This is a genomic window from Halopseudomonas sp. L-58 (genome assembly GCF_056859475.1).
In genome coordinates this window covers 1-25,276 of the sequence record NZ_JBSXON010000084.1, presented here as the reverse complement: position 1 = coordinate 25,276, position 25,276 = coordinate 1, and the positions used below count along the sequence as shown (strand labels likewise).

At 55.5% G+C, this 25,276-nt stretch carries 18 protein-coding genes and 2 pseudogenes; 13 read left to right on the top strand and 7 right to left on the bottom strand.

The features are described 5' to 3' along the window. Positions 1–111: 111 nt before the first annotated feature. Positions 112–963: an SDR family oxidoreductase gene (locus AC13EY_RS16415; RefSeq protein WP_096006179.1), complete on the top strand. Its 852-nt coding sequence runs from the start codon at positions 112–114 to the stop codon at positions 961–963. Positions 964–1,013: 50 nt separating this feature from the next. On the opposite strand, the gene AC13EY_RS16410 is transcribed toward AC13EY_RS16415, so the two are convergent. Next, positions 1,014–1,901, bottom strand: a complete 888-nt coding sequence (locus tag AC13EY_RS16410) for a LysR family transcriptional regulator (protein ID WP_096006180.1) — start codon at positions 1,899–1,901, stop codon at positions 1,014–1,016. A gap of 149 nt (positions 1,902–2,050) precedes the next feature. Here AC13EY_RS16410 and AC13EY_RS16405 point away from each other — a divergent pair, with 149 nt between their 5' ends. The 9 genes from AC13EY_RS16405 to AC13EY_RS16365 all read left to right on the top strand — a co-directional run bounded on the left by AC13EY_RS16405 (position 2,051) and on the right by AC13EY_RS16365 (position 14,908). Continuing rightward, positions 2,051–5,617: an indolepyruvate ferredoxin oxidoreductase family protein gene (locus AC13EY_RS16405; protein ID WP_228247468.1), complete on the top strand. Its 3,567-nt coding sequence runs from the start codon at positions 2,051–2,053 to the stop codon at positions 5,615–5,617. A gap of 26 nt (positions 5,618–5,643) precedes the next feature. Beyond that, positions 5,644–6,825 carry an isovaleryl-CoA dehydrogenase gene (locus tag AC13EY_RS16400; protein WP_228247467.1) on the top strand — a complete coding sequence of 394 codons (1,182 nt, stop codon included), beginning with the start codon at positions 5,644–5,646 and terminating at the stop codon, positions 6,823–6,825. A 54-nt stretch (positions 6,826–6,879) separates the two neighbouring features. Next, the gene (locus AC13EY_RS16395; RefSeq protein WP_228247466.1) at positions 6,880–8,487 is read left to right on the top strand and encodes a carboxyl transferase domain-containing protein; all 1,608 of its coding nucleotides are present in this window, start codon (positions 6,880–6,882) and stop codon (positions 8,485–8,487) included. Positions 8,488–8,519: 32 nt separating this feature from the next. Next, positions 8,520–9,314 carry a gamma-carboxygeranoyl-CoA hydratase gene (locus AC13EY_RS16390; protein WP_228247465.1) on the top strand — a complete coding sequence of 265 codons (795 nt, stop codon included), beginning with the start codon at positions 8,520–8,522 and terminating at the stop codon, positions 9,312–9,314. 46 nt (positions 9,315–9,360) lie between these two features. Then, the gene (locus tag AC13EY_RS16385; protein WP_228247464.1) at positions 9,361–11,307 is read left to right on the top strand and encodes an acetyl/propionyl/methylcrotonyl-CoA carboxylase subunit alpha; all 1,947 of its coding nucleotides are present in this window, start codon (positions 9,361–9,363) and stop codon (positions 11,305–11,307) included. Then, positions 11,304–12,209, top strand: a complete 906-nt coding sequence (locus AC13EY_RS16380; RefSeq protein WP_228247463.1) for a hydroxymethylglutaryl-CoA lyase — start codon at positions 11,304–11,306, stop codon at positions 12,207–12,209. Before AC13EY_RS16385 ends, AC13EY_RS16380 begins: the two co-directional genes overlap by 4 nt. A 41-nt stretch (positions 12,210–12,250) precedes the next feature. Continuing rightward, a complete protein-coding gene (locus tag AC13EY_RS16375; protein ID WP_092287617.1) occupies positions 12,251–12,949 on the top strand; it encodes a CoA transferase subunit A in 699 nt (232 codons plus the stop codon). Between the two features lie 2 nt (positions 12,950–12,951). Beyond that, positions 12,952–13,602, top strand: a complete 651-nt coding sequence (locus AC13EY_RS16370) for a CoA transferase subunit B (RefSeq protein WP_092287616.1) — start codon at positions 12,952–12,954, stop codon at positions 13,600–13,602. A gap of 124 nt (positions 13,603–13,726) precedes the next feature. Next, positions 13,727–14,908, top strand: coding sequence for an acetyl-CoA C-acetyltransferase (locus AC13EY_RS16365; RefSeq protein WP_228247475.1), 1,182 nt, complete (start codon positions 13,727–13,729; stop codon positions 14,906–14,908). Between the two features lie 12 nt (positions 14,909–14,920). Here the strand turns inward: AC13EY_RS16365 and AC13EY_RS16360 are convergent, their stop codons facing one another. Together AC13EY_RS16360 and fdhD are read right to left on the bottom strand one after the other, a co-directional pair. After that, positions 14,921–17,257: an FdhF/YdeP family oxidoreductase gene (locus AC13EY_RS16360; protein ID WP_482876303.1), complete on the bottom strand. Its 2,337-nt coding sequence runs from the start codon at positions 17,255–17,257 to the stop codon at positions 14,921–14,923. Continuing rightward, positions 17,254–18,072: a formate dehydrogenase accessory sulfurtransferase FdhD gene (gene fdhD, locus AC13EY_RS16355; protein ID WP_228247461.1), complete on the bottom strand. Its 819-nt coding sequence runs from the start codon at positions 18,070–18,072 to the stop codon at positions 17,254–17,256. The genes AC13EY_RS16360 and fdhD overlap by 4 nt, the downstream gene beginning before the upstream one ends. A 183-nt stretch (positions 18,073–18,255) precedes the next feature. Here fdhD and AC13EY_RS16350 point away from each other — a divergent pair, with 183 nt between their 5' ends. Continuing rightward, positions 18,256–19,182 carry a quinone oxidoreductase family protein gene (locus AC13EY_RS16350; RefSeq protein WP_228247460.1) on the top strand — a complete coding sequence of 309 codons (927 nt, stop codon included), beginning with the start codon at positions 18,256–18,258 and terminating at the stop codon, positions 19,180–19,182. A gap of 173 nt (positions 19,183–19,355) precedes the next feature. Next, positions 19,356–19,946 carry a helix-turn-helix domain-containing protein gene (locus tag AC13EY_RS16345; RefSeq protein ID WP_323133566.1) on the top strand — a complete coding sequence of 197 codons (591 nt, stop codon included), beginning with the start codon at positions 19,356–19,358 and terminating at the stop codon, positions 19,944–19,946. A 71-nt stretch (positions 19,947–20,017) separates the two neighbouring features. Here the strand turns inward: AC13EY_RS16345 and AC13EY_RS16340 are convergent, their stop codons facing one another. From AC13EY_RS16340 to AC13EY_RS16330, 3 genes and pseudogenes are all read right to left on the bottom strand, one after another. After that, positions 20,018–21,019 (bottom strand): Lnb N-terminal periplasmic domain-containing protein, encoded by a 1,002-nt coding sequence (locus AC13EY_RS16340; protein ID WP_228247014.1) that lies wholly within the window; start codon positions 21,017–21,019, stop codon positions 20,018–20,020. Beyond that, positions 21,016–22,965: an esterase/lipase family protein gene (locus AC13EY_RS16335; RefSeq protein ID WP_410172332.1), complete on the bottom strand. Its 1,950-nt coding sequence runs from the start codon at positions 22,963–22,965 to the stop codon at positions 21,016–21,018. The genes AC13EY_RS16340 and AC13EY_RS16335 overlap by 4 nt, the downstream gene beginning before the upstream one ends. Positions 22,966–23,169: 204 nt before the next feature. Continuing rightward, positions 23,170–23,999 (bottom strand): annotated as a pseudogene (locus AC13EY_RS16330) (IS3 family transposase); the annotation flags it as partial. A gap of 514 nt (positions 24,000–24,513) precedes the next feature. Here AC13EY_RS16330 and AC13EY_RS16325 point away from each other — a divergent pair. Next, positions 24,514–24,954: pseudogene (locus AC13EY_RS16325) on the top strand (integrase arm-type DNA-binding domain-containing protein); the annotation flags it as partial. 40 nt (positions 24,955–24,994) lie between these two features. Here AC13EY_RS16325 and AC13EY_RS16320 read toward each other — a convergent pair. Next, a partial coding sequence (locus AC13EY_RS16320) for a transposase (RefSeq protein ID WP_482876299.1) occupies positions 24,995–25,276 on the bottom strand: 282 nt, incomplete at its 5' end.

The window sequence follows — 25,276 nt, the reverse complement described above, 5'->3', positions numbered from 1 at the left end:
TAATACCCTTATCAGCAAAATCGGCAAAAAAGTCGTTTATGCCTTGTAGAACGGGCTATAGCACTAGTTACAGATGAAGCATTCTGAAAACAAAATAACCGAGGAAAATGTATGAATATCGACTTAAAGGGCAAGCGTGTCATCGTGACTGGTGCGTCACGCGGCATTGGAAGAGCGATAGCTACCGCCTTCGCCAACGATGGGGCGAAGGTAGCCATCTGCTCGCGCAATTTCGCAGACATCGCAAAGGTGGGAGAAGCTCTAGCCGAGCGCGCGGACGCAGTCATAGCACGTGCCGTTGACGTTACTGACAGTCATAACGTGCGTACCTTTGTTGCCGAGGTAGCCGAAGCCTGGGGCGGCGTTGACGTACTGGTCAACAACGCCGGCCAAGGGAAAGGCGGCGACCTGGATACCCTCACACCCGAGGACATTCTTGAACACGCTAACGTGCTGCAAATGGGCCACTTTAGATTCACCCAGGCGGTTGTGCCTCACATGCGCAAGCAGCGCTGGGGGCGCATTATAGAAATCAACGCATTGGCCGGGACCATACCTACTCCCGAAGGCATCCCATCGGTCATCAATAGAGCCTCCTGTATCGCCCTTTCACGCTCCCTAGGCATGTCGCTACCGAAAGACAACATTCTGGTTAACACATTGAATATGGGCTGGATCGACACTGGTCAATGGGACCGCCACTTCAAAGAAATGGGTGAAGGCGTTACTCGGCAGGAATTCGATGCCATGGTAATGAAAGTGGTTCCAGCGGGCCGTTACGGCAAGCCCGAGGACGTAACGGGGATGGTTCTGTTTCTGGCAAGCGAATACGCCAGTTTCATCAGCGGTGCATCGATCGACATCGCGGGAGGGATGGGCGGTCAAATAGCCTACTACCCCACACTCAAGCGCGACTTTGCAGAGAGCATTCGACAACGGCGCGAGATGCAGAGCAGCATTTAATGAATTCGCCAGGCTCCCTGCGACAGCGACTGTTCCTATGCCAGGCTCACTCACGAGCCACAGGCATGAATCATGAACTGTTGAAAAGCGCTGCCTGGCTCGCTCATTTCTCGGCCTTGCGCCCAAATCAAGCCCAACTCCATCGAGGGCACAGCGTCGTTCAAAGGACGCACCTCAATTTTGCGGCCCTCAAGCGACCAGGCTCGGTACAGCATGTCCGACAACACGGTCACACCAAACCCGTGCGCCACCAGACCACGCAAAGACTCCACGGAGGAGGTTCGAAATGCGATCTTAGGCTCCAGCCCCTGCGCTTGCCAATAGCGCTGAACCGACTCCTCCCCCTCATCGACGGTGGGCAGAATGTAGGCATGCTCAGCAACGTCCTTCAGGGTGATCGACGCCAGCCCCATGAGCGGATGGCCGGACGCCAGCCACAACTGACGACGCGAGCGTATCAGCACGCTGGCATCCAGACCGGACAAGTCGGTCGCGTTCGAAACAACCGTCAAACCTACATCAAGCTCTCCTTGTCTGACCGAGCTCTCGATACTGACCCTGTCCATGTCGATCAAATCGATTTCCACATCGGGGTAACTGCGCTTGAAGCGCGCAAGCAGGTTGGGCAGGAAGTAACCAAGCACCGTGTAGGAGGCGCCGACGCGAACAACACCGGATACCGAGTGACTCATGAAAAATGGCTCGCTGATCGCATCCTGCAGCGTATCCAGAATGTGGCGAGCATGCTGAAAGAACTTGTTTCCTTCCGCCGTCAGGTTTACTCCGTTCGGCAAGCGCTCGAAAAGTTTCACGCCCAGTCGCTGCTCCAGCTGCATCACTGCAGTGGTCACGGCGGACTGCGAAACATGAACTGCAGCAGCGGCCTGCGAGAACTGACCGGTCTCAGACGCCGCAACGAAATAGCGCAATTGGCGCATGGAAATATCGGACCTAGACATAAATTTTTCAGATACCTGGCAGCAATTTTTAACAATTTACGATACCAAACCCAATTCATATACTCCAGCCCATCGTGTATTGCGCGCGCTGCGATACCCAATATCAGAATAAAAAGGTGTGAGTAGCCATGGGCAAATCTATCTCGCTGGATGACAAGTACACAGAGAATAGCGGTCTGCAGTTGATGACTGGTATTCAAGCACTGGTTCGGCTTCCGCTAATGCAGAAGCAGCGCGATCAGGCCAACGGGCTGAACACTGCTGGCTTTATTTCCGGCTACCGCGGCTCCCCTCTCGGCGGCCTGGACCAAGCTTTATGGCGTGCACGTAAGTATCTGGAGAAAGGCAGCACTCACTTCCAACCTGGCGTCAACGAGGAGCTAGCCGCTACCGCCCTCTGGGGAACGCAGCAGGTAAACATCTTCGAAGGGGCAACCTACGACGGTGTTTTCGGCATGTGGTACGGAAAAGGTCCCGGTGTTGATCGCTCCGGTGATGTATTCCGACATGCAAACGCTGCCGGTACCTCGCAATTCGGTGGAGTGCTTGCAGTTGCCGGCGATGATCACGGTGCCCGCTCTTCATCACTCCCGCACCAGACCGAGCACATTTTCAAGGCAGTAATGATGCCCGTACTGGCACCTTCGGGGGTGCAGGAGTATCTGGACTACGGTATCCATGGCTGGGCCATGTCACGCTACTCCGGTTGCTGGGTAGCACTTAAGGCAGTAGCGGACACTGTAGAAAGCGCTGCCATTGTCGATATTGACCCCTTTCGTGTGGAAAGCGTAATTCCTGATTTCGACATCCCCGAGGGCGGCCTGAACATTCGTTGGCCAGACCCACCGCTTGCTCAAGAGCAGCGACTACTCGAACACAAACTTTACGCCGCGCTCGCCTATGCCAAGGCAAACCGCATTGACCGCGTGGTCATGGACTCGCCCAAGGCGCGTATCGGCATTATCACGGCGGGCAAATCCTACCTGGACGTTTGTCAGGCTCTGAACATGCTTGGTATTGACGATGCCAAAGCGCAGGAGATTGGCTTGCGCGTTTACAAGGTCGGTATGGTCTGGCCGCTTGAAGCTGATGGCGTCAGGCACTTTGCCGAAGGTCTCGAAGAAATTGTGGTGGTTGAAGAAAAGCGCCACATGATCGAGTACCAAATGAAGGAGGAACTCTACAACTGGCGGGAGGACGTACGTCCGCGCATCGTCGGCAAGTTTGACGACAAAGGTGAGTGGACTATGCCGCACACCGATTGGCTACTGCCGGCGATCAACGACCTGACACCAGCGCACATTGCTCGCGCGCTGGCCAAACGAATTCTTCGTCTGCATGCAGACACCTCCCTGCAACTGCATCTAGATGATCTAGAGGCGCAGCTCACCACCAAGAGCGTACTGGGCTCGTTGATGGACCGAGTGCCGCATTACTGCTCCGGCTGCCCGCACAATATTTCGACCAAGGTGCCCGAAGGCAGTCGCGCCCTTGCCGGTATCGGCTGCCACTACATGGCTGCTTGGATCTACCCCCAAACCCAGACTTTCAGCCAGATGGGTGGCGAGGGTGTCGCCTGGATTGGGCAGGCCCCCTTCACCAAGACCAAACACGTGTTTGCCAACCTTGGGGATGGCACCTATTTTCACTCCGGTACCTTAGCGATTCGCGCTGCGGTTGCAGCGAATGTGCCGATTACCTACAAGATTCTTTACAACGATGCTGTTGCCATGACCGGCGGCCAGCCCGTGGACGGCACTCTGACAGTACCGCAAATCTCTCAGCAACTCGCTGCGGAGGGTGTCAAGCGCATTGCTGTGGTGACTGACGAGCCCGAGAAGTACAAAGCAATTCAAGGACTCGCTCCCGGCGTACCGGTGTTGCACCGAGAGAAAATGGAGGAGCTGCAGACTCAACTTCGAGAGTATCCCGGCGTCTCAGCCATCATTTACGATCAGACCTGCGCGGCCGAAAAGCGCAGACGCCGCAAGCGGGGGCAGTTTCCCGATCCAGCACGGCGGGTGATGATCAACCAGGCAGTTTGCGAAGGCTGTGGCGACTGCAGTAGTAAGTCGAACTGCATGTCCGTGGTGACGGTGAATACCGAGTTTGGTCAGAAACGCAGTATTGACCAGTCATCATGCAACAAGGATTTTTCATGCCTCTCCGGCTTCTGCCCAAGCTTCGTCACCATCGAAGGTGGCTCGCTACGTAAAGCCAAAGCGCTTACCGACCAAGCGGTTGACGAATGGAATCTGACCACGCCTAACACAGTGGCGCTCGATCAGCCTTACAGCATTCTAGTGACCGGCGTAGGTGGTACCGGTGTTGTAACAATTGGTGCCCTGCTCGGCATGGCCGCCTTCATGGAGAACAAAGGTACGCTCAACCTAGACATGGCCGGCATGGCCCAGAAAGGTGGTGCGGTCTGGTCGCATATCCGCATCGCAGCTGACCAGTCCCAACTGCATGCACCGCGTATAGCCGAAGGAGAAACCAGCTTGCTGCTCGGCTGCGACCTGGTGGTAAGTGCCAATCACGAGACCCTGGCCAAGTTGCGGCATGGGCACACTCATGCGTTGGTCAACTCGGAAGAAAGCATCACCAGCGAGTTTGTTCGTACTTTCGCAATGCAAGCTGAGAGTGGCGATCTGAAGGCGCACCCTGACCCCAAATTTCGCACACAAGGCATGTCTGCACAAATTGCAGAAGCTGTCGGCAACGACCACGCCATTTTCGTGGATGCCAGCAAAATAGCCACGGCGCTGATGGGCGACTCCATCGCGACCAATACCTTCATGCTCGGTTTTGCCTATCAGAAAGGCTGGTTGCCGGTTGGCGCTGAAGCGCTGATAGCCGCTATTGAACTGAATGGCACGGCCGTCGAGTTCAACCTCAAGGCCTTCACCTGGGGGCGCCGTACTGCGGTCGATCCCCTGCGCGTTCAAGGAATGATCGACAGCCAGGGCAAGCGCCCAGCCGAGGCGTTGTCACAGACTATTGAAGAGGTTATTCATAAACGCGTCGCTGCCCTCACCGAGTATCAGGATGCCAATCTCGCAGCACGCTATCGTGCCCGAGTGCAACAATTCCAGAGCGCTGAATCGGCCATTTCTGGTAATACCGGCGCCTTGGCTGATGCCGTCGCCCGCAACTACTACAAAGTATTGGCAATCAAGGATGAGTATGAAGTAGCTCGTCTTTATACCAATGGCGACTTCATCAAAAAAGTACAGGACAGTTTTGAGGGTGACTACAAACTCAAGTTTCACCTGGCGCCACCTGTGCTCAATAGTGCCAAGCCGGGGAAAGAACCTAAAAAGCGCAGCTACGGCCCATGGATGCTAACTGGTTTTAAACTCCTCGCTCGGATGAAGTTCCTCCGCAATTCGGTTCTGGATCCATTTGGCTACACCGCAGAACGCAAGCTCGAGCGGCAATGGCTGGAAAGCTACGAACAGCTTCTCGATCAAATCTTGGAATCACTCGACAGCGACAAGTTGCCGATTGCCATCCAGCTCGCGAGCCTTCCCGACATCGTACGCGGCTACGGCCCTGTGAAAGAGCGCTTCCTAGCGCAGGCCGAAAAACAACGCGAGAACCTTCTAAAACAATGGCGAGGAGAGCACCAAGCGCTATTCCGTGACGCCACGACACAAGAGCCAGCAGAGCGCATCAACGTCACTCAGCTGTAACGCCAATAACAAAAGGAGATAAACGTATGAGTGCAATACCTGGATTGGACTTTTTCCTCGGCGAAGAAATAGACATGCTGCGCGAATCAGTCGCTGGTTTTGCTGGCAAGGAAATCGCGCCCCGTGCGGCCGAGGCAGACCGCACTGATGAGTTCCCCATGGATTTGTGGCGCAAGTTCGGCGACATGGGGCTGCTAGGCCTAACCGTGGCCGAAGAGTACGGTGGCTCCGGAATGGGCTACCTCGCACACATGATTGCCATGGAAGAAATTTCCCGGGCGGCTGGTGGTATCGGACTGTCCTATGGTGCTCACTCAAACCTCTGCGTAAACCAGATCCACCGCAATGGTAGCGAAGCACAAAAAGCCAAGTTTCTACCCAAGCTGGTATCGGGGGAGCATATCGGCGCTTTGGCAATGAGCGAGCCAAACGCCGGTTCTGACGTCGTCAGTATGAAGCTGCGTGCCGACAAGCAGGGCGACCGCTACATCCTCAACGGCACCAAGATGTGGATCACCAACGGTCCAGACTGCGACGTCCTGGTGGTCTACGCCAAAACTGATGTTGCTGCCGGCGCCAAGGGCATGACGGCCTTCATCCTCGAAACGGACACTCCCGGTTTCTCCGTTGCGCAGAAGCTGGACAAGCTTGGCATGCGCGGATCACACACCGGCGAACTGGTTTTCGACAATGTTGAAGTTCCGGAAGAGAACATTCTGGGCGGCGTTGGTGAAGGTGCCCGTGTACTCATGAGTGGCCTTGACTACGAGCGCGCGGTACTCAGCGGTGGCCCACTGGGCCTGATGCAAGCAGCGATGGACATCGTCACGCCTTACATCCACGACCGAAAACAGTTCGGTCAAAGCATCGGCGAGTTTCAGCTCATTCAGGGCAAGGTTGCAGATATGTATACCACCCTGCAAGCCTGCCGCGCCTATCAGTACAGCGTCGGCAAGCACCTAGACGCCATGGGCAGTGGACATGTGCGGCAGGTGCGCAAGGACTGTGCCGGGGTGATCCTGTATACCGCCGAAAAAGCGACCTGGATGGCTGGCGAGGCAATCCAGATTCTTGGCGGTAACGGCTATATCAACGAATACCCGGCAGGTCGCCTGTGGCGTGACGCCAAACTCTATGAAATCGGTGCCGGTACCAGCGAGGTCCGCCGTATGTTGATTGGCCGGGAGCTGTTCAATGAAACACGTTAAACAGGTACGCGTCCCGACCTTCAGAAGCCAGCTTGCAACCCAAGGAGCGCCGGCATGAGTTCACTTAAAAGCCAGGTCAATACTCGCTCGCCGGAGTTCAGCACCAATGTGGCAGCGATGCAGGAGCTCGTGGGTAATCTTCGAGAGTTGCTAGGAAAAGTAGCAGAAGGCGGTGGCCCAGCGGCTCAAGCTCGGCATCTTTCTCGCGGCAAGCTGCTACCCAGGCAGCGCGTTGACGCCCTACTGGACCAAGGCTCACCATTTCTCGAAATCGGTCAGCTAGCCGCCCATGAGGTCTACAGCGAACAGGTGCCGGCAGCAGGGATAATTGCAGGCATTGGTCGGGTTGAAGGGGTTGAGTGCATGATCGTCGCCAACGACGCGACCGTGAAAGGCGGCTCCTACTACCCCCTTAGCGTAAAGAAACACCTAAGAGCACAGGCCATAGCACAACAAAACCGCCTCCCCTGCATTTATCTGGTCGACTCGGGCGGCGCCAACCTCCCGCGCCAGGATGAGGTATTTCCTGATCGTGAGCACTTCGGCCGCATCTTTTTCAACCAAGCCAACATGAGTGCCCAAGGCATTCCCCAGATCGCTGTGGTCATGGGGTCATGCACGGCAGGTGGAGCATACGTACCAGCGATGGCAGATGAGGCCATCATGGTGAGAGAGCAAGCAACCATCTTTCTTGCCGGCCCGCCTCTGGTCAGGGCAGCCACTGGCGAAGTGGTCAGTGCCGAAGACCTTGGCGGAGCCGATGTCCATTGCAAAACCTCGGGAGTGGCCGACCACTACGCGGAAAATGACGAACATGCGCTAGCACTGGCCCGGCGCAGTATCGCCAACCTTAACTGGCGCAAACAGGGCCAACTAAACCTCCGCGAGTCGGTGGCGCCACGTTATGCCGCGAGTGACTTGTACGGCATCATTCCTGCCGACCCGAAGCAGCCGTTTGATGTGCGCGAAATCATCGCGCGACTAGTTGACGACAGCGCTTTCGATGAATTCAAAGCCCTCTACGGAACAACCCTGGTGTGCGGCTTCGCCCACTTGCATGGGCATCCTGTCGCGATTCTGGCCAATAACGGCATCCTGTTTGCCGAGTCTGCGCAAAAAGGCGCGCACTTCATTGAACTTGCCTGTCAGCGAGGTATTCCTCTGCTGTTTCTGCAGAATATAACTGGCTTCATGGTAGGCCAAAAATATGAAGCTGGAGGCATTGCCAAGCACGGCGCCAAACTGGTGACTGCTGTGGCCTGTGCGCAGGTTCCAAAGTTCACGGTGATCATCGGTGGAAGCTTCGGCGCCGGCAACTACGGCATGTGCGGCCGTGCGTACGACCCCCGCTTCCTTTGGATGTGGCCAAACGCGCGTATTTCGGTCATGGGCGGCGAGCAAGCTGCAGGCGTTCTGGTCCAGGTCAAGCAAGAGCAGGCGGAGCGCAGCGGCGAAACCTTCAGCGCCGAGCAAGCCAATCACCTGCGCAAACCCATCCTCGAGCAGTACGAAGAGCAGGGCCACCCCTACTACTCAAGTGCCCGCCTATGGGATGACGGAGTCATCGACCCAGCGCAAACGCGCGACATTCTCGGCTTGGCAATTTCCGCAGCATTGAATGCGCCAATCAACCAGACACGCTTCGGCGTGTTCCGGATGTGAGACCAGCCATGCCAACGGAGGAGCCAATAAGCGTGAGTGCATTTAACACCCTAGAACTTGAGATCAACGCAGGCGGCATAGCTACCGTGTGGCTAAACCGCCCCGAAAAGAACAACGCGTTCAACGCTGAAATGATCGCCGAGCTTCTGAGGGCACTTAGCGAGATTCAGATGAACGACGAACTGCGCTTCTTGATTTTGCGCGGCCGCGGCAAACATTTCTCTGCAGGTGCAGACCTTTCATGGATGCAGGCCTGCGCGCAATTGGACTACGACGCTAACCTCAATGACGCCCGCGAGCTGAGCAAACTGATGGCCAGTCTGGCCCAGCTTAAAGTTCCAACCTTGGCCGTGGTGCAGGGTGCAGCCTTCGGGGGCGCGCTGGGCCTGATCAGTTGTTGCGATATCGCCATTGGCACCGAAGACAGCCTGTTCAGCTTGTCCGAAGTGCGCATAGGTTTATTGCCGGCCGTCATAAGCCCCTATGTTGCCCAGGCGATTGGGCCACGCGCCGCCAGGCGTTACGCCCTTACGGCTGAGCGCTTTGATGGCAAGCGCGCTCAGCAGCTGGGCTTGTTGGCAGAGGCCTATCCCGCAGCTGATCTGGAAAGCGAGTTGCATGGGTGGGTTGCCAACCTGCTACTCAACAGCCCGCAAGCGATGCGCGCCACCAAGGCGCTAATGCAGCAGGTAAAGCACGGCGATCTAACGCCCGATCTGCGCAGCTACACCGAGTCGGCAATAGCCAGTATTCGCGTCAGCAAAGAGGGTCAGGAGGGACTTTCGGCCTTCCTCGACAAACGCAAGCCACAGTGGCTGCTGACCTGACTGCGCTGCCCGAGGCAAACCAAGCAATCATGTGGATAGAAGAACAATGATCAATACTCTGCTAATCGCCAACCGAGGAGAAATCGCCTGTCGCATCATGCGGACAGCTCAGCGGCTGGGCATCAAAACGGTTGCCGTACACAGCGACATCGACCAGCACGCATCACACGCCAAGCTCGCCGACATCGCAGTCAACCTGGGCGGAACCAAACCCGCAGACAGCTATCTGCGTGCCGACCGCATCATTCAGGCCGCCAAGGCCAGTGGCGCGCAAGCAATCCACCCAGGCTACGGTTTTCTTTCTGAGAACGCTGACTTCGCTCGTTCTATTGAAGCTAGTGGCCTGATTTTTGTCGGCCCACCCGCCTCGGCGATTGATGCTATGGGCAGCAAGTCCGCCGCCAAGGCCTTGATGGAAAAAGCCGGAGTACCACTGGTACCCGGTTACCATGGCGACGATCAGCAACTCGATACTTTCCGGGCTGCATCTCAGGAAATTGGCTACCCGGTACTATTGAAAGCCACCGCCGGCGGGGGTGGCAAAGGTATGAAGGTCGTTGAAAGCGAACGAGATCTGGCAGATGCGCTGGCCTCCGCTCAACGCGAAGCCCAGTCTTCCTTCGGCGACGCCCGCATGCTGGTGGAAAAGTACGTACTGCAACCCCGCCACGTCGAAATTCAGGTTTTCGCAGACCAGCACGGTAATGCCGTTTACCTGCATGAACGCGATTGTTCCATTCAAAGACGGCATCAGAAGGTGGTTGAAGAGGCGCCCGCACCAGGACTGTCGGAACAACTGCGTAAAGCGATGGGCGAAGCAGCAGTCAAGGCCGCACAGGCTATCGGCTACGTCGGCGCTGGTACCGTGGAGTTTTTGCTGGATGCACGTGGCGAGTTTTTCTTTATGGAGATGAACACCCGCCTGCAGGTAGAGCACCCGGTTACCGAAGCCATTACCGGTCAGGATCTTGTAGCTTGGCAACTGCGCGTCGCTCAAGGCGAGCCACTGCCAATGACTCAAGAGCAAATTCCACTACACGGCCACGCCATTGAAGTTCGGCTGTACGCCGAAGACCCTGATCAGGATTTTCTACCTGCCAGCGGCACCCTCACCCTTTATCGTGAACCGAGTACCGGCCGTGGCCGCAGAGTCGATAGCGGCGTCAGTGAAGGCGATAGCATCTCTCCTTTTTATGACCCAATGCTCGCGAAGTTAGTTGCTTGGGGCGAGACCCGTGAGCAGGCGCGTCTCGAGTTGCTGGATATGTTGCGCAATACCTCAGTAGCCGGGGTAAAAACCAACCTGCGCTTTCTGGAAAAAATCTTAGCCCATCCGGCCTTCGCCGCGCAGGAGCTGGATACCGGATTCATTGTAAAACACACTGCGCAGCTACTGCCCAAGCCTGCAGAGTTGGACAGTAGCTTCTGGTACCTAGCAGCCAAAGCTTGGTTGCTTACCCGCCCAGCGGGTGACGACTGCCCGACACCTCCCGCCCTTTGGCAAAAACTGCCTGGCTGGCGCGCAGGCTTGCCAACGCAAAGTCGGCTACATTTGCGCTGCGCCGAGTTAGATCAGGTTTTCTCTAGCGTTAGCCTCAACAACGCCAGCTATTGTCCCAACAGTGAGCTACTGACGATTGATGAAGGAACGCAGAAGGTTCGCTACCGTGCGGTGCGCAAAGGTGCAGACCTTTACCTCAACTGGCATGGCGTTTGGCAACAGATCAACACCTATGACCCAATCGAGGAAGCCGGTCACGCTCAGCAAAGTGCGGGCGGCCTACAAGCGCCTATGAACGGCAGCGTGGTTCGAGTAATGGCGACAGTTGGGCAGCAAGTGGAAGCAGGCGCGCCGTTGCTAGTTCTTGAAGCAATGAAGATGGAGCACAGTATCCGTGCCCCAACTAACGGGCGGGTAAAAGCTGTGTTTTGCGGTGAGGGCGATCTGATCTCGGAAGGCACCATGCTGGTGGAGATGGAGGAGTCGGAATGAGACTACCTGCTAAGGTCAAGCTGGTGGAGGTAGGCCCCCGCGATGGTCTGCAGAATGAGTCTCACCCGGTCAGCAGCGCTGACCGCATCCGACTGATCAACGACCTTGGTGCTGCCGGCCTACCCGTGATCGAAGTCGGCAGTTTTGTATCGCCAAAGTGGGTACCCCAGATGGCGGGATCAGAGCAGGTTTTCGCCGGAATCAACCGTTATGCAGGCACTACCTACACCGCGTTAACACCCAATATGAAAGGCTTTGAACAGGCGCTGGCTGCTGGCGCTCAAGAGGTAGCAGTGTTTGCTGCTGCATCCGAGGGCTTCTCACAGAAAAACATCAACTGCTCAATCAGCGAAAGTCTCCAACGATTCGAGCCTGTCCTTGCCGCAGCAGCGCAAGCCGGCATTCGCGTGCGTGGATATGTTTCCTGTGTGCTCGGCTGTCCTTACGACGGAGACGTGCCAGCTTCACAAGTGGCAGCAGTGGCTCGTGAGCTTTATACCATGGGCTGCTATGAAGTTTCCCTGGGCGACACCATTGGCACCGGCACCCCTGGCGCCACCCGCAAGCTGATTGCCAGCGTATCCAAGGCGGTGCCCAATTCTGCGCTCGCTGGCCATTTCCACGACACCTACGGCCAAGCTCTGGCGAATATCTACGCCAGCCTGCTTGAGGGTGTGCAGGTATTCGACAGTTCGGTAGCGGGCCTAGGCGGTTGCCCCTATGCCGAGGGTGCGACCGGAAATGTTGCCAGTGAAGACGTCTTGTACCTCTTGAATGGCCTTGGGATTGAAACAGGTGTGGATCTCGGCTCCTTGATAGAAGCCGGCAATCGGATTAGCGAGACTCTGAAACGCCCCAATGGATCAAGGGTTGCCAGGGCGAAAAACAAGCAACACGCATAGCGCAATTTCAAGTTTCAACGGCACGAGGAGTAGCGACAACAATGAACAAAATTTATCCCAATGCCCATCACGCCCTAGAGGGGCTGATAGACGATGGAATGACCTTGGCAGTTGGCGGGTTTGGCCTCTGCGGCATACCGGAGGCACTCATTGAAGCCTTGCGCGATTCCGGCAAGAAAGACCTTACCGTCATTAGTAACAACGCTGGTGTAGACGGCTTTGGCTTGGGCCTGCTACTTGAAACGCGCCAGATTCGCAAAATGGTTTCGTCCTACGTTGGCGAGAACAAGGAGTTTGAGCGTCAGTACCTTTCTAAGGAACTTGAGCTTGAGTTCACACCACAAGGTACCTTGGCTGAAAAGTTGCGCGCCGGAGGTGCTGGCATACCAGCCTTTTACACAAAGACTGGCTACGGCACGCTCATCGCTGAAGGCAAGGAAACTCGTCAGTTCAACGGAGAGTGGTATGTCATGGAGACCTCACTGACCGCAGACGTTGCACTGATCAAGGCCTGGAAAGCCGATAAGTCGGGCAACCTTGTATTTAGAAAAACCGCTCGCAATTTCAACCCACTTGCCGCGACTGCCGGCAAAGTGTGCATCGTTGAGGTAGAAGAAATTGTTGAAATTGGCGAACTGGACGCCGACCAAATTCACCTTCCAGGTATCTACGTCCAGCGCATGGTATTGAATACCTCACCCGAAAAACGCATCGAAAAACGCACTACACGGAGCGCCTGATCATGGCTTGGACACGTGAACAAATGGCACAGCGCGCTGCGCAAGAACTGTCAGATGGCTTCTATGTCAACCTGGGTATTGGCTTGCCAACGCTGGTCGCCAACTACATTCCCACAGGTATGGACGTTTGGCTACAAAGTGAAAATGGTCTACTCGGCATTGGCCCCTTCCCTCTGGAGAACGAGGTAGATCCGGACCTGATCAACGCGGGCAAGCAAACGGTCACCAGCTTGCCGGGCAGCAGCTTCTTCGACAACGCAGAATCCTTTGCAATGATTCGGGGTGGGCACATCAACCTAGCCATCCTTGGCGCGATGCAGGTATCGCAGCAAGGCGATCTTGCCAACTGGATGATTCCCGGCAAGATGGTCAAGGGCATGGGCGGCGCCATGGACCTGGTCGCTGGCGTCAAACGTGTTGTGGTGCTCATGGAACATTGCGCAAAAGACGGGAGCCCTAAGATCCTCGAGAACTGTGACCTTCCCCTTACCGGGTTGGGCGTGGTCAATCGGATCATTACCGACCTTGCTGTCTTGGACATCACAGAGACGGGAGTGGAGCTTGTAGAGCTTGCGCCGGATATATCAATAGAGCATCTACAAAACGTTACCGGCTGCGCTCTTCAGGTAGACCGTTTCCAAAGCAAATACTGACCTGCGCTGACAGGTAATCCGGATTTGCCTTGCTGCTGCCCCCTTGCTGCGAGGCAAATGCTGCCCGTTGGAACATTTACGTGGCTCAACCTTCGGGAGGCCACGTTTTTTTTGGAGAATCAACATGCATGAGGTTGTAATCGTTGCTGCCAAACGTACCGCTATTGGCAGCTTTCAAGGATCACTGGCGAATATCTCCGCAGTGGAACTGGGCAGCACTGTCATTCGCGCCTTGCTCAGCACAAGTGGCGTTGATGCTGCCGACATTGACGAGGTCATCATGGGACAAGTGCTCAGTGCCGGATGCGGACAGAATCCCGCTCGTCAGTCGGCCATTAACGCAGGGCTGCCGTTTTCAACGCCAGCAATGACGCTGAATAAACTATGCGGTTCCGGCTTGAAAGCGGTGCATATGGCGGTGCAAGCGATTCGCTGCGGCGATGCAGCAGCCGTCATTGCAGGCGGCATGGAAAACATGAGCCTGGCGCCCTATGTGCTACCCAAGGCCCGCACCGGCTTGCGGATGGGCCATGCCGAACTACAAGACAGCCTACTCAAAGACGGTTTGATTGATGCCTTTAATGACTACCACATGGGCATCACTGCGGAAAACCTAGCTGACCAGTACCAACTGAGCCGGGCGGACCAGGATGCCTACGCACTGATATCCCAGCAGCGCGCTGCTGCGGCTATCAAGGCGGGGCGCTTCAAGAGTGAGATTGCCCCCGTACCAATCCCTCAACGCAAAGGCGACCCTATTCTCTTTGAAATCGATGAGCAGCCCCGCTCAGCAACCACTGCGGACAGCCTTGCCGGGTTGCGTCCTGCCTTCAAAAAAGAAGGCAGCGTAACGGCAGGCAATGCCTCGACCCTCAATGACGGTGCGGCAGCTGTGCTACTGATGTCTGCCGAGCGCGCAGAAGCATTGGGGCTGCCTGTTCTGGCCCGAGTCAAAGGCTATGCTAGTGCCGGCGTGGATCCGGCGATCATGGGCATTGGACCGGTACCGGCCAGCAAACGCTGTTTAGCGAAAGCCGGCTGGACCCTTGACCAACTGGACCTGATTGAAGCCAACGAGGCTTTCGCCGCCCAGTGCCTCTCGGTAGGCAAGGAGCTGCAGTGGGATATCGACAAGGTCAATGTGAACGGTGGCGCTATCGCCTTAGGGCATCCGATCGGCGCATCGGGCTGTCGAGTGCTAGTAACGCTGCTGCATGAAATGGCGCTACGGGGCGCCAAGAAAGGGCTGGCCACCTTGTGCATAGGTGGTGGCCAGGGAGTGGCACTAGCCGTAGAGCGCGACTAGATAAAAGTCCCGCTATGCTCCGCTGGAGGCCAGCGGAGCATCACCTTGGGACGGCTCCACCCTAATAGGGATGTACTTCGACACCGGCGTACTGCTCCCAACACCGCAACTATCCAACGGCACCAAGGGGTTCACTTCCGGGTAGTAGGCCGCTGCCTGTCCTGGAGGAATATCGTATGGCAGTACTCGAAAACCTCGCACGCGCCTTTCGACGCCATCATTCCAGATCGACACTATGTCGACTTTGGCACCAGCAATTAAACCTAGTCTATCGATGTCGTGTTGGTTGATGAAAACAATCTCTCGCTGCCCCGTCACGCCTCGGTAGCGATCATCGAGCCCGTAAATAGTGGTGTTATATTGATCGTGCGAGCGCAGGCTCTGCAAGACCAGGTCATGTTTCTGACCGGACGACCTGACCGCTTCCGGTAGCAAATCTGCTGGCAAGTCACTGGCAATGAACCTCGCCTTACCGCTATCCGTGCGCCAACAACGTGTTGCCGCCGTATTAGTAAGGTGGAACCCACCCGGGTTTTGGAGCCGCTGCTCAAAATGCTCGAAGCCTGGAACACAGGCGCCAATCGCTGCACGGATAGTCCGATAGTCGTCCCGCATGGCTTGCCAATCAACAATGTGATCACCGACTGTTGCTCTCGCCATTCCAGCAATAATCCATGGTTCAGACTTCATACCCTCAGAGAGCGGCTCTAGCTGGCCAAAAGATGCATGCACCATGCTGAACGAGTCTTCCACGGTAACGCATTGGTGGCCGGAGGCTTGACGGTCAATATCCGTTCGGCCCAGGCACGGCAAGATCAGCGCATCATTGCTCACCATTAAATGGCTGCGGTTGAGCTTGGTACTAATCTGTACATTAAGCGCGCAGCGGGACAAAGCGGCATGAGTCACCTTGCTGTCCGGTGTTGCCTGGGCAAAATTCCCACCCAACCCGATAAAGACTTTTGCCCTCCCCTCCAGCATCGCCTTGATTGCTTCTACTGTGTTATGGCCTGGCTTGCGCGGAGGGCTGAAACCAAAGTATGTCTGCAAGCGATCCAAAAACGCAGGGCTAGGTCGCTCATCGATGCCCATTGTTCTATCGCCTTGCACGTTACTGTGGCCCCGAACAGGACACACGCCGGAACCAGCGCGGCCAATGTTTCCTCGCAATAGCTGCAGGTTCACAATTTCCTGGATTGTCGCTACACCGTGATGGTGTTGGGTTATTCCCATTGCCCAGCAGAAAATAGCGTTTCCGGCATCGCAAAAAAGCCGCGCCGCCTGCTCTATCTCGTCTAGGCGGAGACCGGATTGAGCAACTACATCAGCCCAATCAGTTGTATCCAGCACGGCGATATAATCCTGAAAGCCACTGGTCTGAGAAAGTATGAACGCCTCATCAAATACACCCTCCAGACGATACCGCTGAGCTTCACGCTGCCACTGCAGCATGTACTTGGCCATCCCGCGCAGTACCGAGAGATCACCACCCAGAGCTGGCCGAAAATAAGCGGTGTGCATCGCGTCGGCGCTATTACTCAGCATTTTCGCCATGCTTTGCGGATGCTGAAAGCGTTCTAGCCCGCGCTCTTTCAGCGGATTGAAGCAAACCACCTGTGCTCCGCGGCGTACTGCATCGCGTAAGGGCTCTAGCATTCTTGGATGGTTGGTTCCCGGATTCTGGCCCAGCACAAAAATTGCGTCAGCTTGCTCAAAGTCGGTAAAGGTGACCGTGCCTTTGCCGGTGCCAAGACTCGCCCCCAAGGCAACTCCACTCGCCTCATGACACATGTTGGAGCAGTCAGGAAAGTTGTTGGTACCAAATATGCGAACGAATAACTGATATAGGAAAGCCGCCTCATTACTGGCGCGCCCAGAGGTATAAAACTCTGCCTCGCTTGGTGAATCCAAGGCGTTCAGATGCTGCCCGATAAGCGCAAAGGCATCGTCCCAACTGATAGGCACATAATGATCGCTATCTCGGTCATAGCGCATCGGCTCGGTCAACCGACCTTGATACTCTAACCAGTAATCTGTTTGCCGGCGCAGTTGCGCAACACTATGCCGTGCAAAGAAATCAGCATCAACTTTTCGGGAGGTTGCCTCCCAGTTCACAGCCTTGGCGCCATTCTCACAAAACTTCACTCGTCCCGTGCCGGGCTCTTCTCCCCAGGCGCACCCTGGACAATCAAAACCTCCGTGCTGATTAGTCTTCAACAGCGCACGAATATTCTTGACTGGTTGACTACTGCCCAGCCATGCACTGGTAACGCTGCGCAACGCCCCCCAACCTGCCGCCGGTCCCGTATAACGTTTAAATTTTTCCCGGCCGGCTTTTGGCGTACTCATACTGGCTCCGGACTATAGACTCTGGGGGCGCTGGAACGCGGTATGTGCACAAGGTTCAAATTGCAGTAGCGAGCCCAGGAAACACTAATGTCGGTTGGAGCTGACAAGGTGGCAAGAGTAGAAAACCCTGCGCGCACCGCCTTCTGTATCAGTTCAAGGCTGCAGCGACTGGTGACCACCACAAAACCATTGTTTGGAAGGAGCTGATCGTTTATCAGCGCGCCAATCAACTTGTCCATAGCGTTGTGCCGCCCCACATCCTCACGACACAGCGTGATCTCGCCCCTCTCATCCACATATATCGCGGCGTGCAACGCACCAGTCTGTTTGGCCAGTAATTGGTGGCTGGCCAGACAAGAACGTAACTTGCTCAGGTGCTGCGCTGGAGGTAACGCTCGTGCGGGATGAGCCGGCAAGTCCGGTAGCGCGTTGGCAAGTGACTCTACACCACACAGGCCGCAGCCGGTCGACCCTGCCTGCGTCCTGCGTAGCTGCTTGATCTTGGTGAAAGCGCGCTGACTTACACTTATCTGCAACTGAATACCAACAAGGCCCTGGGTAATCTCTATACCGTAGATACAAGCGGCATCCGTTATCAAGCCGCTGCCAATGCTATAACCGATCGCCAAGTCTTCAAGGTCAAAAGGGCTTGCCATCATGACAGCCTGACTGATGCCGTTATAGACGAAAGCAACAGGCACCTCTTCAGGTAAAAAAACCGAGGCAATCCCTTTTTGACCACCTAGTTCAGTGTACGAATGAAGCTGCGGATGGGCTGTTTGAAAACCTGATTGGTTATTGGATGAATAATGCAAGGGGGCACCTCTAGCTCAATACGAGCATGACGGGACTCTTAATCATTCTTTTGACAGAATTGAAATCTTATTTCAGAATGATAACCCATTACAGAACACACAAACACCCTGAAAAGCAAAAGCTATTGCCTCGTGTTTTAGACCCACGGTTACAGCCAAGCTATCGCTCCAAGGAAAACAATCATGAAAGCAGCTGTTATTAATGAACGCGGCGCACTGCCCGTCATTCAAGACTTCACAGAGCCTGCACCACAAGAAGGCTCTGTACTTATCAGTGTAGACACTGCCGGCCTGGGCGGCTGGGATGTGCTTGGCGCCTACCGCTTGGGTGTTGAGTACCCCTGCGTCATTCGAGGCGAAGGTGTTGGCCGTAACGCTGAAGGCACGCGCGTTTACTTTGGCGAACGGTCGGTATTACCTTTTGGTGCTTGGGCGGAAAAAACTCTGGTTCCAGCAGAAGAAGTTTGGGAGGTACCCGACCACATCGATGACCGTACCGCTATCACCATGGGCATAGCGGCCACAGGCGCCCTCGTTCCTCTCGAAACGGCGAACATCAAACCGGGTGAGACCGTTCTAATACTTGGCGGGACAGGAACGCTGGGGCAGATAGCTCTGCAACTTGCGCGTTACCTCGGCGCAGGAAAAGTGGTTGCTGCCGGACGCAGCGCCGAAGCTCTAGCAAGACTCACCGAGCGAGGCATTGCTGATAGCGTCGTCTGCCTTAAAGGCGATGAAAGCGATGTACAAGCTCTGAAGAGCGAGGCCGGTGAAGGCTACGACGTAGTCTTGGATTTAGTATGTGGCCAGCCATTACTTTACGCATTAAAGGCCTGTCGCTGGGGCGCACGAATAATGACGATAGGAACAGGTGCCGGACGCCAGATCAATTTGGATATCGCTGACCTGTTATTCAAAACCCTGTCATGCATCGGCACCGGGCAAAGGCCGCCTGCAGACCGCCAGAAAATTTGGCAACGGCTGCTGAAAATCTCTCAAGAGCAAAGCATCACCGTGGACTACTCGGAGTTTTCTTTCTCCGATACGTCAGAAGCTTGGCAAGCTCAGCAGAACGGCCCCCACGCAAAAATTTACGCGAAGCTCAATTAGCCTGTTTTCTCATCTCGAACTGACAACCCTTTCTCCTAGGGAGTAATCGCTTCGCAGCGTGCGCTCCCTTTTTTTAAAAAAGGGTAGAACCGCCTCTAGCTCGATTTCCTACAGAATTCGGCAGCTTAGGCATCTAATCAAAATGTTGTTTGAACGGTGATTACTCACGGTTCATGCAGAATGCGACGCTATATACGCTCTTCAATATTTTCCGATCCATCGTCGACGAAGAAACATTGGGGGAGGCCACTGTCGGTCTGCCATGGCCACCGACTGCGACCCACTTTCGGCCAGTTTCTGAGGAACCCTGGTGTACACAACATGGCAGCCCGGACTTGGCAATCCGATTCAAAATTTCAGTGGTCGACCGGCCCCTTGAGACTGCCGATCCCAACCTGTACAAACGCATTTGTAGTGCTGGCGATGAGGAATTGATCAAATTGTCGGGGAGTGTCAGCACGAAGGTGCGCCACCTAATCCATCTGGCCGAGCCTGAGTGGCCAACACTGATGGACACTGCGAAAGCCCTGGGGCTGTCGCGCCGGACGCTGGCGCGCAGACTCGAAAGCGAAGGCAAACAATTCCAAGACATGCTGGATGAAGCCTGCAACGAACTTGCCTGTTGGTACCTGCGCCAGACGTCGCGCAGTGTGAGTGAAATTGCCGAGTTGATCGGTTTCAGCGATCAAGGCAACTTTTCTCGAGGATTTCGCAAATGGCAAGGCGTCACACCCAGCGAATACCGCCGATACTTCAGACCTTAAAGCTCATAGGCTGCAACTCAGGGATACGACACGGCTGGACTCCCCCCGCTCTGGTAGATATGCACGCCTAGCTAATGAGTTGCCACACCGGGTACTCCACGCCGTATCAGCCAAGAGAAATCATCTATCTCCCCAGCCGCCTTCGCTCGGTCGGTAAAGCGTCCTCGCTGACTTAGCTCGTCCAGCGAGTAGCCCTCTTGCAAACCGCCCACTGACATTACGTAGGCCGGAAGATAGCCGGTCAGCAGAAGGCGATAGTCTGCGGGCAGGCCTCCAATGATCGTACGCACCATATCGAATACGATTGTCGTGCAATTGGCCGTGATGGTGTTGTAGAAGCGTGGCTGTTCGATCAGGGCATTGGCCTGCTGCACATACGAAACAAGTAAGGTCCGCATCGCCTGGGGTGGCATGGCAATGCGGTATAGATAGCTGTCTTCGCCACGCACATTTGTACGAACGCGCAGTGCGTCGCGCTCATCTGTGGCAACGATGCTCAGTTCGAACTGTTTGAAGAACCCGCCAATCTCCGAATAGGCCTCGGCTTGCTCTTTGCGCACCTCGACAGTGAAGGTCAGAAAGCGCCCGTCGTTAAAGCCGAACGAGACGAGTACATGGGCAATGGCTGGCATGCCCCAGTAGGACGTAATCAGATCGACCGACGCGAGCTGATCAAGGTCGTAACTCCGGGTTTCCCAAACAGCATCGAAATCGTCGTCACTGCGCCAGGTGAAGTTCCGAACGTTGTGCAAAGTCAGTTTGCTACCAGTGATCTCACCGTGGCTCATCTGCGCGACATCGCTTGCCCAAGAGCGCTGGTTAGATGGTTCAAGGCTTGTCCACCAGAAAAGCAGGACTGCAAAAGACAGAACGCTGCTCGAGATTGCCGAGATCACTCGTCCACGCCAGAGCACGACTTGCAGGACTATGCCAAGTAAACACCAAGCCGTAATCGCAATAGCGCCAGTGACACCCAGTGTCTGGTAAACCAGCGCCAACGTGCCCCACGCGGTGAGCAGCAGCAAAACTAGCGATATGCCGCTTTGCATCAGAATCCGCAGCACCCAATTCATGGCGACCCCGTATCATTCGCGGGGCTGGGTTTCAGCCCCTTGAGGTGCTCATGTAACACCCTGCGTATCTCGACAATGGCCTGTGGTGTCTCCTGCACACTGTGCCAAGAAGGAACGACCAGCTCCGACTCCGCCCCTGGCAGATGAGAGCTGGCGTACGGCACAACACCGTCGCTCGAAAGCAAAACTTCGAGGTTTGGTGTGTGGTTGCCAATGATCGAGTGGTAGCGCACGTAGAGAGAGATCGGTAGATCAGCTGCAGCTTTGACGAAAGGATCCTGGTTGCTGAGGTTATCAATGCTGTTAAGCGGCCGCCGCAGCGCCACCGGAGCCGCAGAGTTAGGATCAACCAGAGCCTGGGTGACTTCCTTGAAGCGGGTCAGCATGGACACGGGCATCCTTACAAGCCCGGCAGCCCAGCGCGATATGCGATTCTCGGCGAACGGGGTGCCGCGATGCGGCGCGGCGGCAAATACCGCCCGACTAACCTGGGGCAGCGGCTCGAAATACAAATAAGGGCCTAGGCTAGCTTTGACCTTTTGAACGCGCGCGCCCTTGATGTCGAAATCGCTAAGCATGGCATCCCACAAGCGCTCGCCCGACGAAGACACCATCAAGCGCGACAACACGCCGCCCATACTGTGACCGACCAACACCATGTCATGGCTGGCTTTGGCCTCGCCCTGTGGGTCAAAGTTTCTCAGCGTCTGTTCGATGGCCTGTCGAATAGCTTGGTTATTAACGGCAATCGGCAGATTGGTCGGATAGTAGACCTGCCATATCTGGAAGTTGCGCCGCAGCTCCTCATCACCCAGCACCTCGTTGGCCACATTGATCCAGGCCTCCGGGCTGCTCGCGAGACCGTGCAACATGACAATGATGCGCCGATCCGGATCGAACGGCTGCAACATGTAAACATGTGGCCGCTCCAGCACCTCACCGCGGCCCACCAAAGTCAGCAGCGACTGCCTGGCGAATCCTGATCGAGCCAGCCATAAGCCATAGCCCGACGTAAAATTCGCCGCCAGTGGCACCTCTACCCCATGAATCTCTACCGAGTCATGTCGGTAGGGATCGTATCCGATCACCTCAACCTCGTAGGTGCTGAGCACCTCTTCCAGCGTTTTGCCGGGGAAGTGCGCCAATGCGGTGATTGCGGGAAAGGGTGTTTCACTCCATGGCAGCTCGTCACTGTCCTTGCTCACCACCCGTTTAGCCGTCACGGCCACCAGCTCAGCGCCCACCCCATCACGGCGGTACTGGTTGCGCAGACCACCAAAAGATAATGAAGCAGCAGGTATAAGCTCCTTGGGCAGTTGGCGATCATCCGCTAAACGCACATCCTTCATTTGTCCGGTTACAGTCCAGCGTCCGGTTACGATCCGGAAGTTCCCTTGAGGATGCTCGGGCGAAGGCGGATGTCCGTGATACCGCTCAAAGACTTCAGTAAGTGCCTGCTGAACCGAAAAGTTGTAATAGTCACGAACTTGGGTTTGTCGATCCTCAAGCGCGCGCTGCCCCGGTAACCGAGCGGTCAGAAAAAGATAGGCATAAGCGTAACGGGCGCTCTCAAGGTACGCATCAGTCCTGGATTGCGGAGCCATACTGTTGCGTCCATCTTGGGCTTCTTTGAGCCATAGCTCAGCCAACGCCGAGAGCCGTTGTTCATCATCTAGTCCTGTCGTGTTTTCCAGCGCATTGCGGCAAGCCAGAAACTGCGCAAGACAACCTTTCTCGTCGCTACCGACCACTTGTAGAGCAGCAATGGACGACGTACCGAGGTTGCCTGTTGTCAGCACATCGCCGCGGCGTAGGGTCAGGTAATCATCGTTACTGACCGCAGTTACTTTGACTCCAGCACAACCGGCCAGCACTGCTGCGAATGAAGCAAAGGATACAAGACGCCAAGCCAGGCGCAGAGAAGGGAAAAAGCTGAGCGGGTTCAAAATAGAGACATCACGTCAAGGATGGAAGAGTCGGGTTGGTGGCAACAGCAGAGCAAGTTCGGATCTAACAATCATGCTCAGAATCACCAGCTAGAGCACTTAGGGCTGTCACTCTACGCCAAAAAGGCCTACCGAATATCCATCAAGTAGAACAAGGTGTCTAGTTTTGAAGTGAGCTAATGAGGGGTTCTACCCCACTCCCACGGGCGGTTTTAGATGAGCAACACGCTCCCGCTTGAGTTGGCCGAAGAACCCTTCGCAAGCCGCGTTATCGCCACAACGCCCAACGGCACTCATGCTGGAAACCAGTGTATTTCTACTCAGAAAGCGCTGATAATCGGCGCTGGTAAATTGGATTCCTATGTCAAAATGCAGAACTACCGACCAGTCGCCCTGACGCTGCTAAATCGCCATTTCCACTGCGCGGATCACCATCTGCCTGTCCTGACGACGATGCATAGACCAGCCAACGATTAACTTGGTATACAGATCTAGCACAACGCAAAGGAACAGCTTGCCCTCCAGCGTGGCGATCTCTGTGATATCAGTGCCCCACTTGCGCTCCGGCTCCAAAGCATTAAAGTCGCGCTCCAGCAAATTTTTCACACCTGCTGCGCGGCCAGAAGCTGCTCGGCCAAAGCCGCGTCTCTTCCTGCGCGGCCAACCTTGAATTTTCTCTGCGGCCATCAAGCGAGCAACGCGGTTCAGGCTGGCGGTTTCACCTTCGAAGAGTAGATCTTCGTGCATGCGAGGCGCACCTATTGCATCGCGACTATCCTCATGAAGCTCACGAATACGTTTTATCAAGCGCGCATTCTCCTAAGCGCGTGGACTTGGCTCGCGACCTTGCCAGTCGTCGTAATAGCCACTGGCAGACACCTTCAAACAACGGCACATTAATCGGACTGGGTACACGTTGCGGCAGCGCTGGATCATCAAGTACCGTTCGATGATTACCTGGCAAAGTACGCTGCCGCGTCTTTTAAAAAATCACGTTCCTTCGTCACTCTGGCGAGCTCACGCTTGTAGCTGGCGTGGGGAACCCCGAAGACTATGACGGCCTCTTTAATACCCCCGACGACCTGGCGACGGAGCTGCCTAGAAAGACGCTATCGGGGGTCGGATCCACGGTGCGGACGGAGACCGGCGAACGCATCCAGTGCCTGTTGATTACCGGCCAGCGAGGACTCAGACGATAACCTCTCTGGCGTCAGCGAAGCGCTTGACAGCCGGTCAAGATTACATAATATTAAGAGCAACTTTGTGCAATATAACAAGTCCGGAATTCGCATCAAAAATCCGTTGAAACCAGCGGAATAGAGCCTTCGGAGGCCAATAGGTCAGTTCCCCCCGGCTCCACCAAAAAAGCATCTAAAGACGTCTCCGGACGTCTTTTTTTGTGCCTGAAACACTTAAAAATCAATGACTTACAGCCCAACAACGTCCAATAGCGTCTCATGGAAGCCAGCACATCTGGTATTCCAAATGGTATTCCAAGTATTCCTCTGGTATTTTTTGGAATACCAAACCCAGCTGTGGAATACCAGAATGAGCGGCAAAGCCATACGTCTCACTGAAACCAAGGTCAAAAACTCTGCCCCCAAAGCGACTGACTATGTCCTCGGCGATGGGGATGGCCTGCAGTTGCGAGTGAGAAGCAATGGCTCTAAGTTATGGAATTTCAACTACTACCATCCCGTCACCAAAAAGCGCCTGAACATGGGGCTTGGCACTTACCCCGAGGTTTCGCTCTCTCAGGCACGAAAGCTGACAATCGACGCTCGGCAACTGGTTATTCAAGGCATTGACCCAAAGGAACAGCGCGACAACAACCGCCAGCAGCAGAAGGCTGCCAGCGAGCACACCTTGGAGAAAGTCGCAGAGGCTTGGTTTGAGCTCAAAAAGGAGCATGTGACGCCTGCGTACTCAGAAGATATCTGGCGCTCCCTGACACTACATGTCTTCCCTGACTTGGGGGCCACCCAGGTTTGAGGGTGTGCAGAATTCTGTGTAACCGGGGATGGGGTTACTACTGTGGCAGCCTGCCTTCGTAGCTGATCGTAAAGCGTGTCAGTGCCGCTTTCCAGTCACGGATCGGCATCGTCCATTTCTTGCTGATGTTGCGTAGCGCCAGATAGAACAGTTTCAGCAGCGCCTCGTCGCTGGGGAACGAGCCGCGGTTCTTGGTTATCTTGCGCAAACTCATGTTCACCGACTCAATGGCGTTGGTGGTATAGATCACTTTGCGGATCTCCGGTGGGAAGTCGAAGAACGGCGTGATCCGAGCCCAGTTGCGCCGCCAGGACTGACC

Coding starts and splice junctions, on each gene's coding strand:
- AC13EY_RS16415 (WP_096006179.1), top strand. CDS start 112: ATGAATATCGACTTAAAGGGCAAGCGTGTCATCGTGACTGGTGCGTCA.
- AC13EY_RS16410 (WP_096006180.1), bottom strand. CDS start 1,901: ATGCGCCAATTGCGCTATTTCGTTGCGGCGTCTGAGACCGGTCAGTTC.
- AC13EY_RS16405 (WP_228247468.1), top strand. CDS start 2,051: ATGGGCAAATCTATCTCGCTGGATGACAAGTACACAGAGAATAGCGGT.
- AC13EY_RS16400 (WP_228247467.1), top strand. CDS start 5,644: ATGAGTGCAATACCTGGATTGGACTTTTTCCTCGGCGAAGAAATAGAC.
- AC13EY_RS16395 (WP_228247466.1), top strand. CDS start 6,880: ATGAGTTCACTTAAAAGCCAGGTCAATACTCGCTCGCCGGAGTTCAGC.
- AC13EY_RS16385 (WP_228247464.1), top strand. CDS start 9,361: ATGATCAATACTCTGCTAATCGCCAACCGAGGAGAAATCGCCTGTCGC.
- AC13EY_RS16380 (WP_228247463.1), top strand. CDS start 11,304: ATGAGACTACCTGCTAAGGTCAAGCTGGTGGAGGTAGGCCCCCGCGAT.
- AC13EY_RS16375 (WP_092287617.1), top strand. CDS start 12,251: ATGAACAAAATTTATCCCAATGCCCATCACGCCCTAGAGGGGCTGATA.
- AC13EY_RS16370 (WP_092287616.1), top strand. CDS start 12,952: ATGGCTTGGACACGTGAACAAATGGCACAGCGCGCTGCGCAAGAACTG.
- AC13EY_RS16365 (WP_228247475.1), top strand. CDS start 13,727: ATGCATGAGGTTGTAATCGTTGCTGCCAAACGTACCGCTATTGGCAGC.
- AC13EY_RS16360 (WP_482876303.1), bottom strand. CDS start 17,257: ATGAGTACGCCAAAAGCCGGCCGGGAAAAATTTAAACGTTATACGGGA.
- AC13EY_RS16350 (WP_228247460.1), top strand. CDS start 18,256: ATGAAAGCAGCTGTTATTAATGAACGCGGCGCACTGCCCGTCATTCAA.
- AC13EY_RS16345 (WP_323133566.1), top strand. CDS start 19,356: ATGCAGAATGCGACGCTATATACGCTCTTCAATATTTTCCGATCCATC.
- AC13EY_RS16340 (WP_228247014.1), bottom strand. CDS start 21,019: ATGAATTGGGTGCTGCGGATTCTGATGCAAAGCGGCATATCGCTAGTT.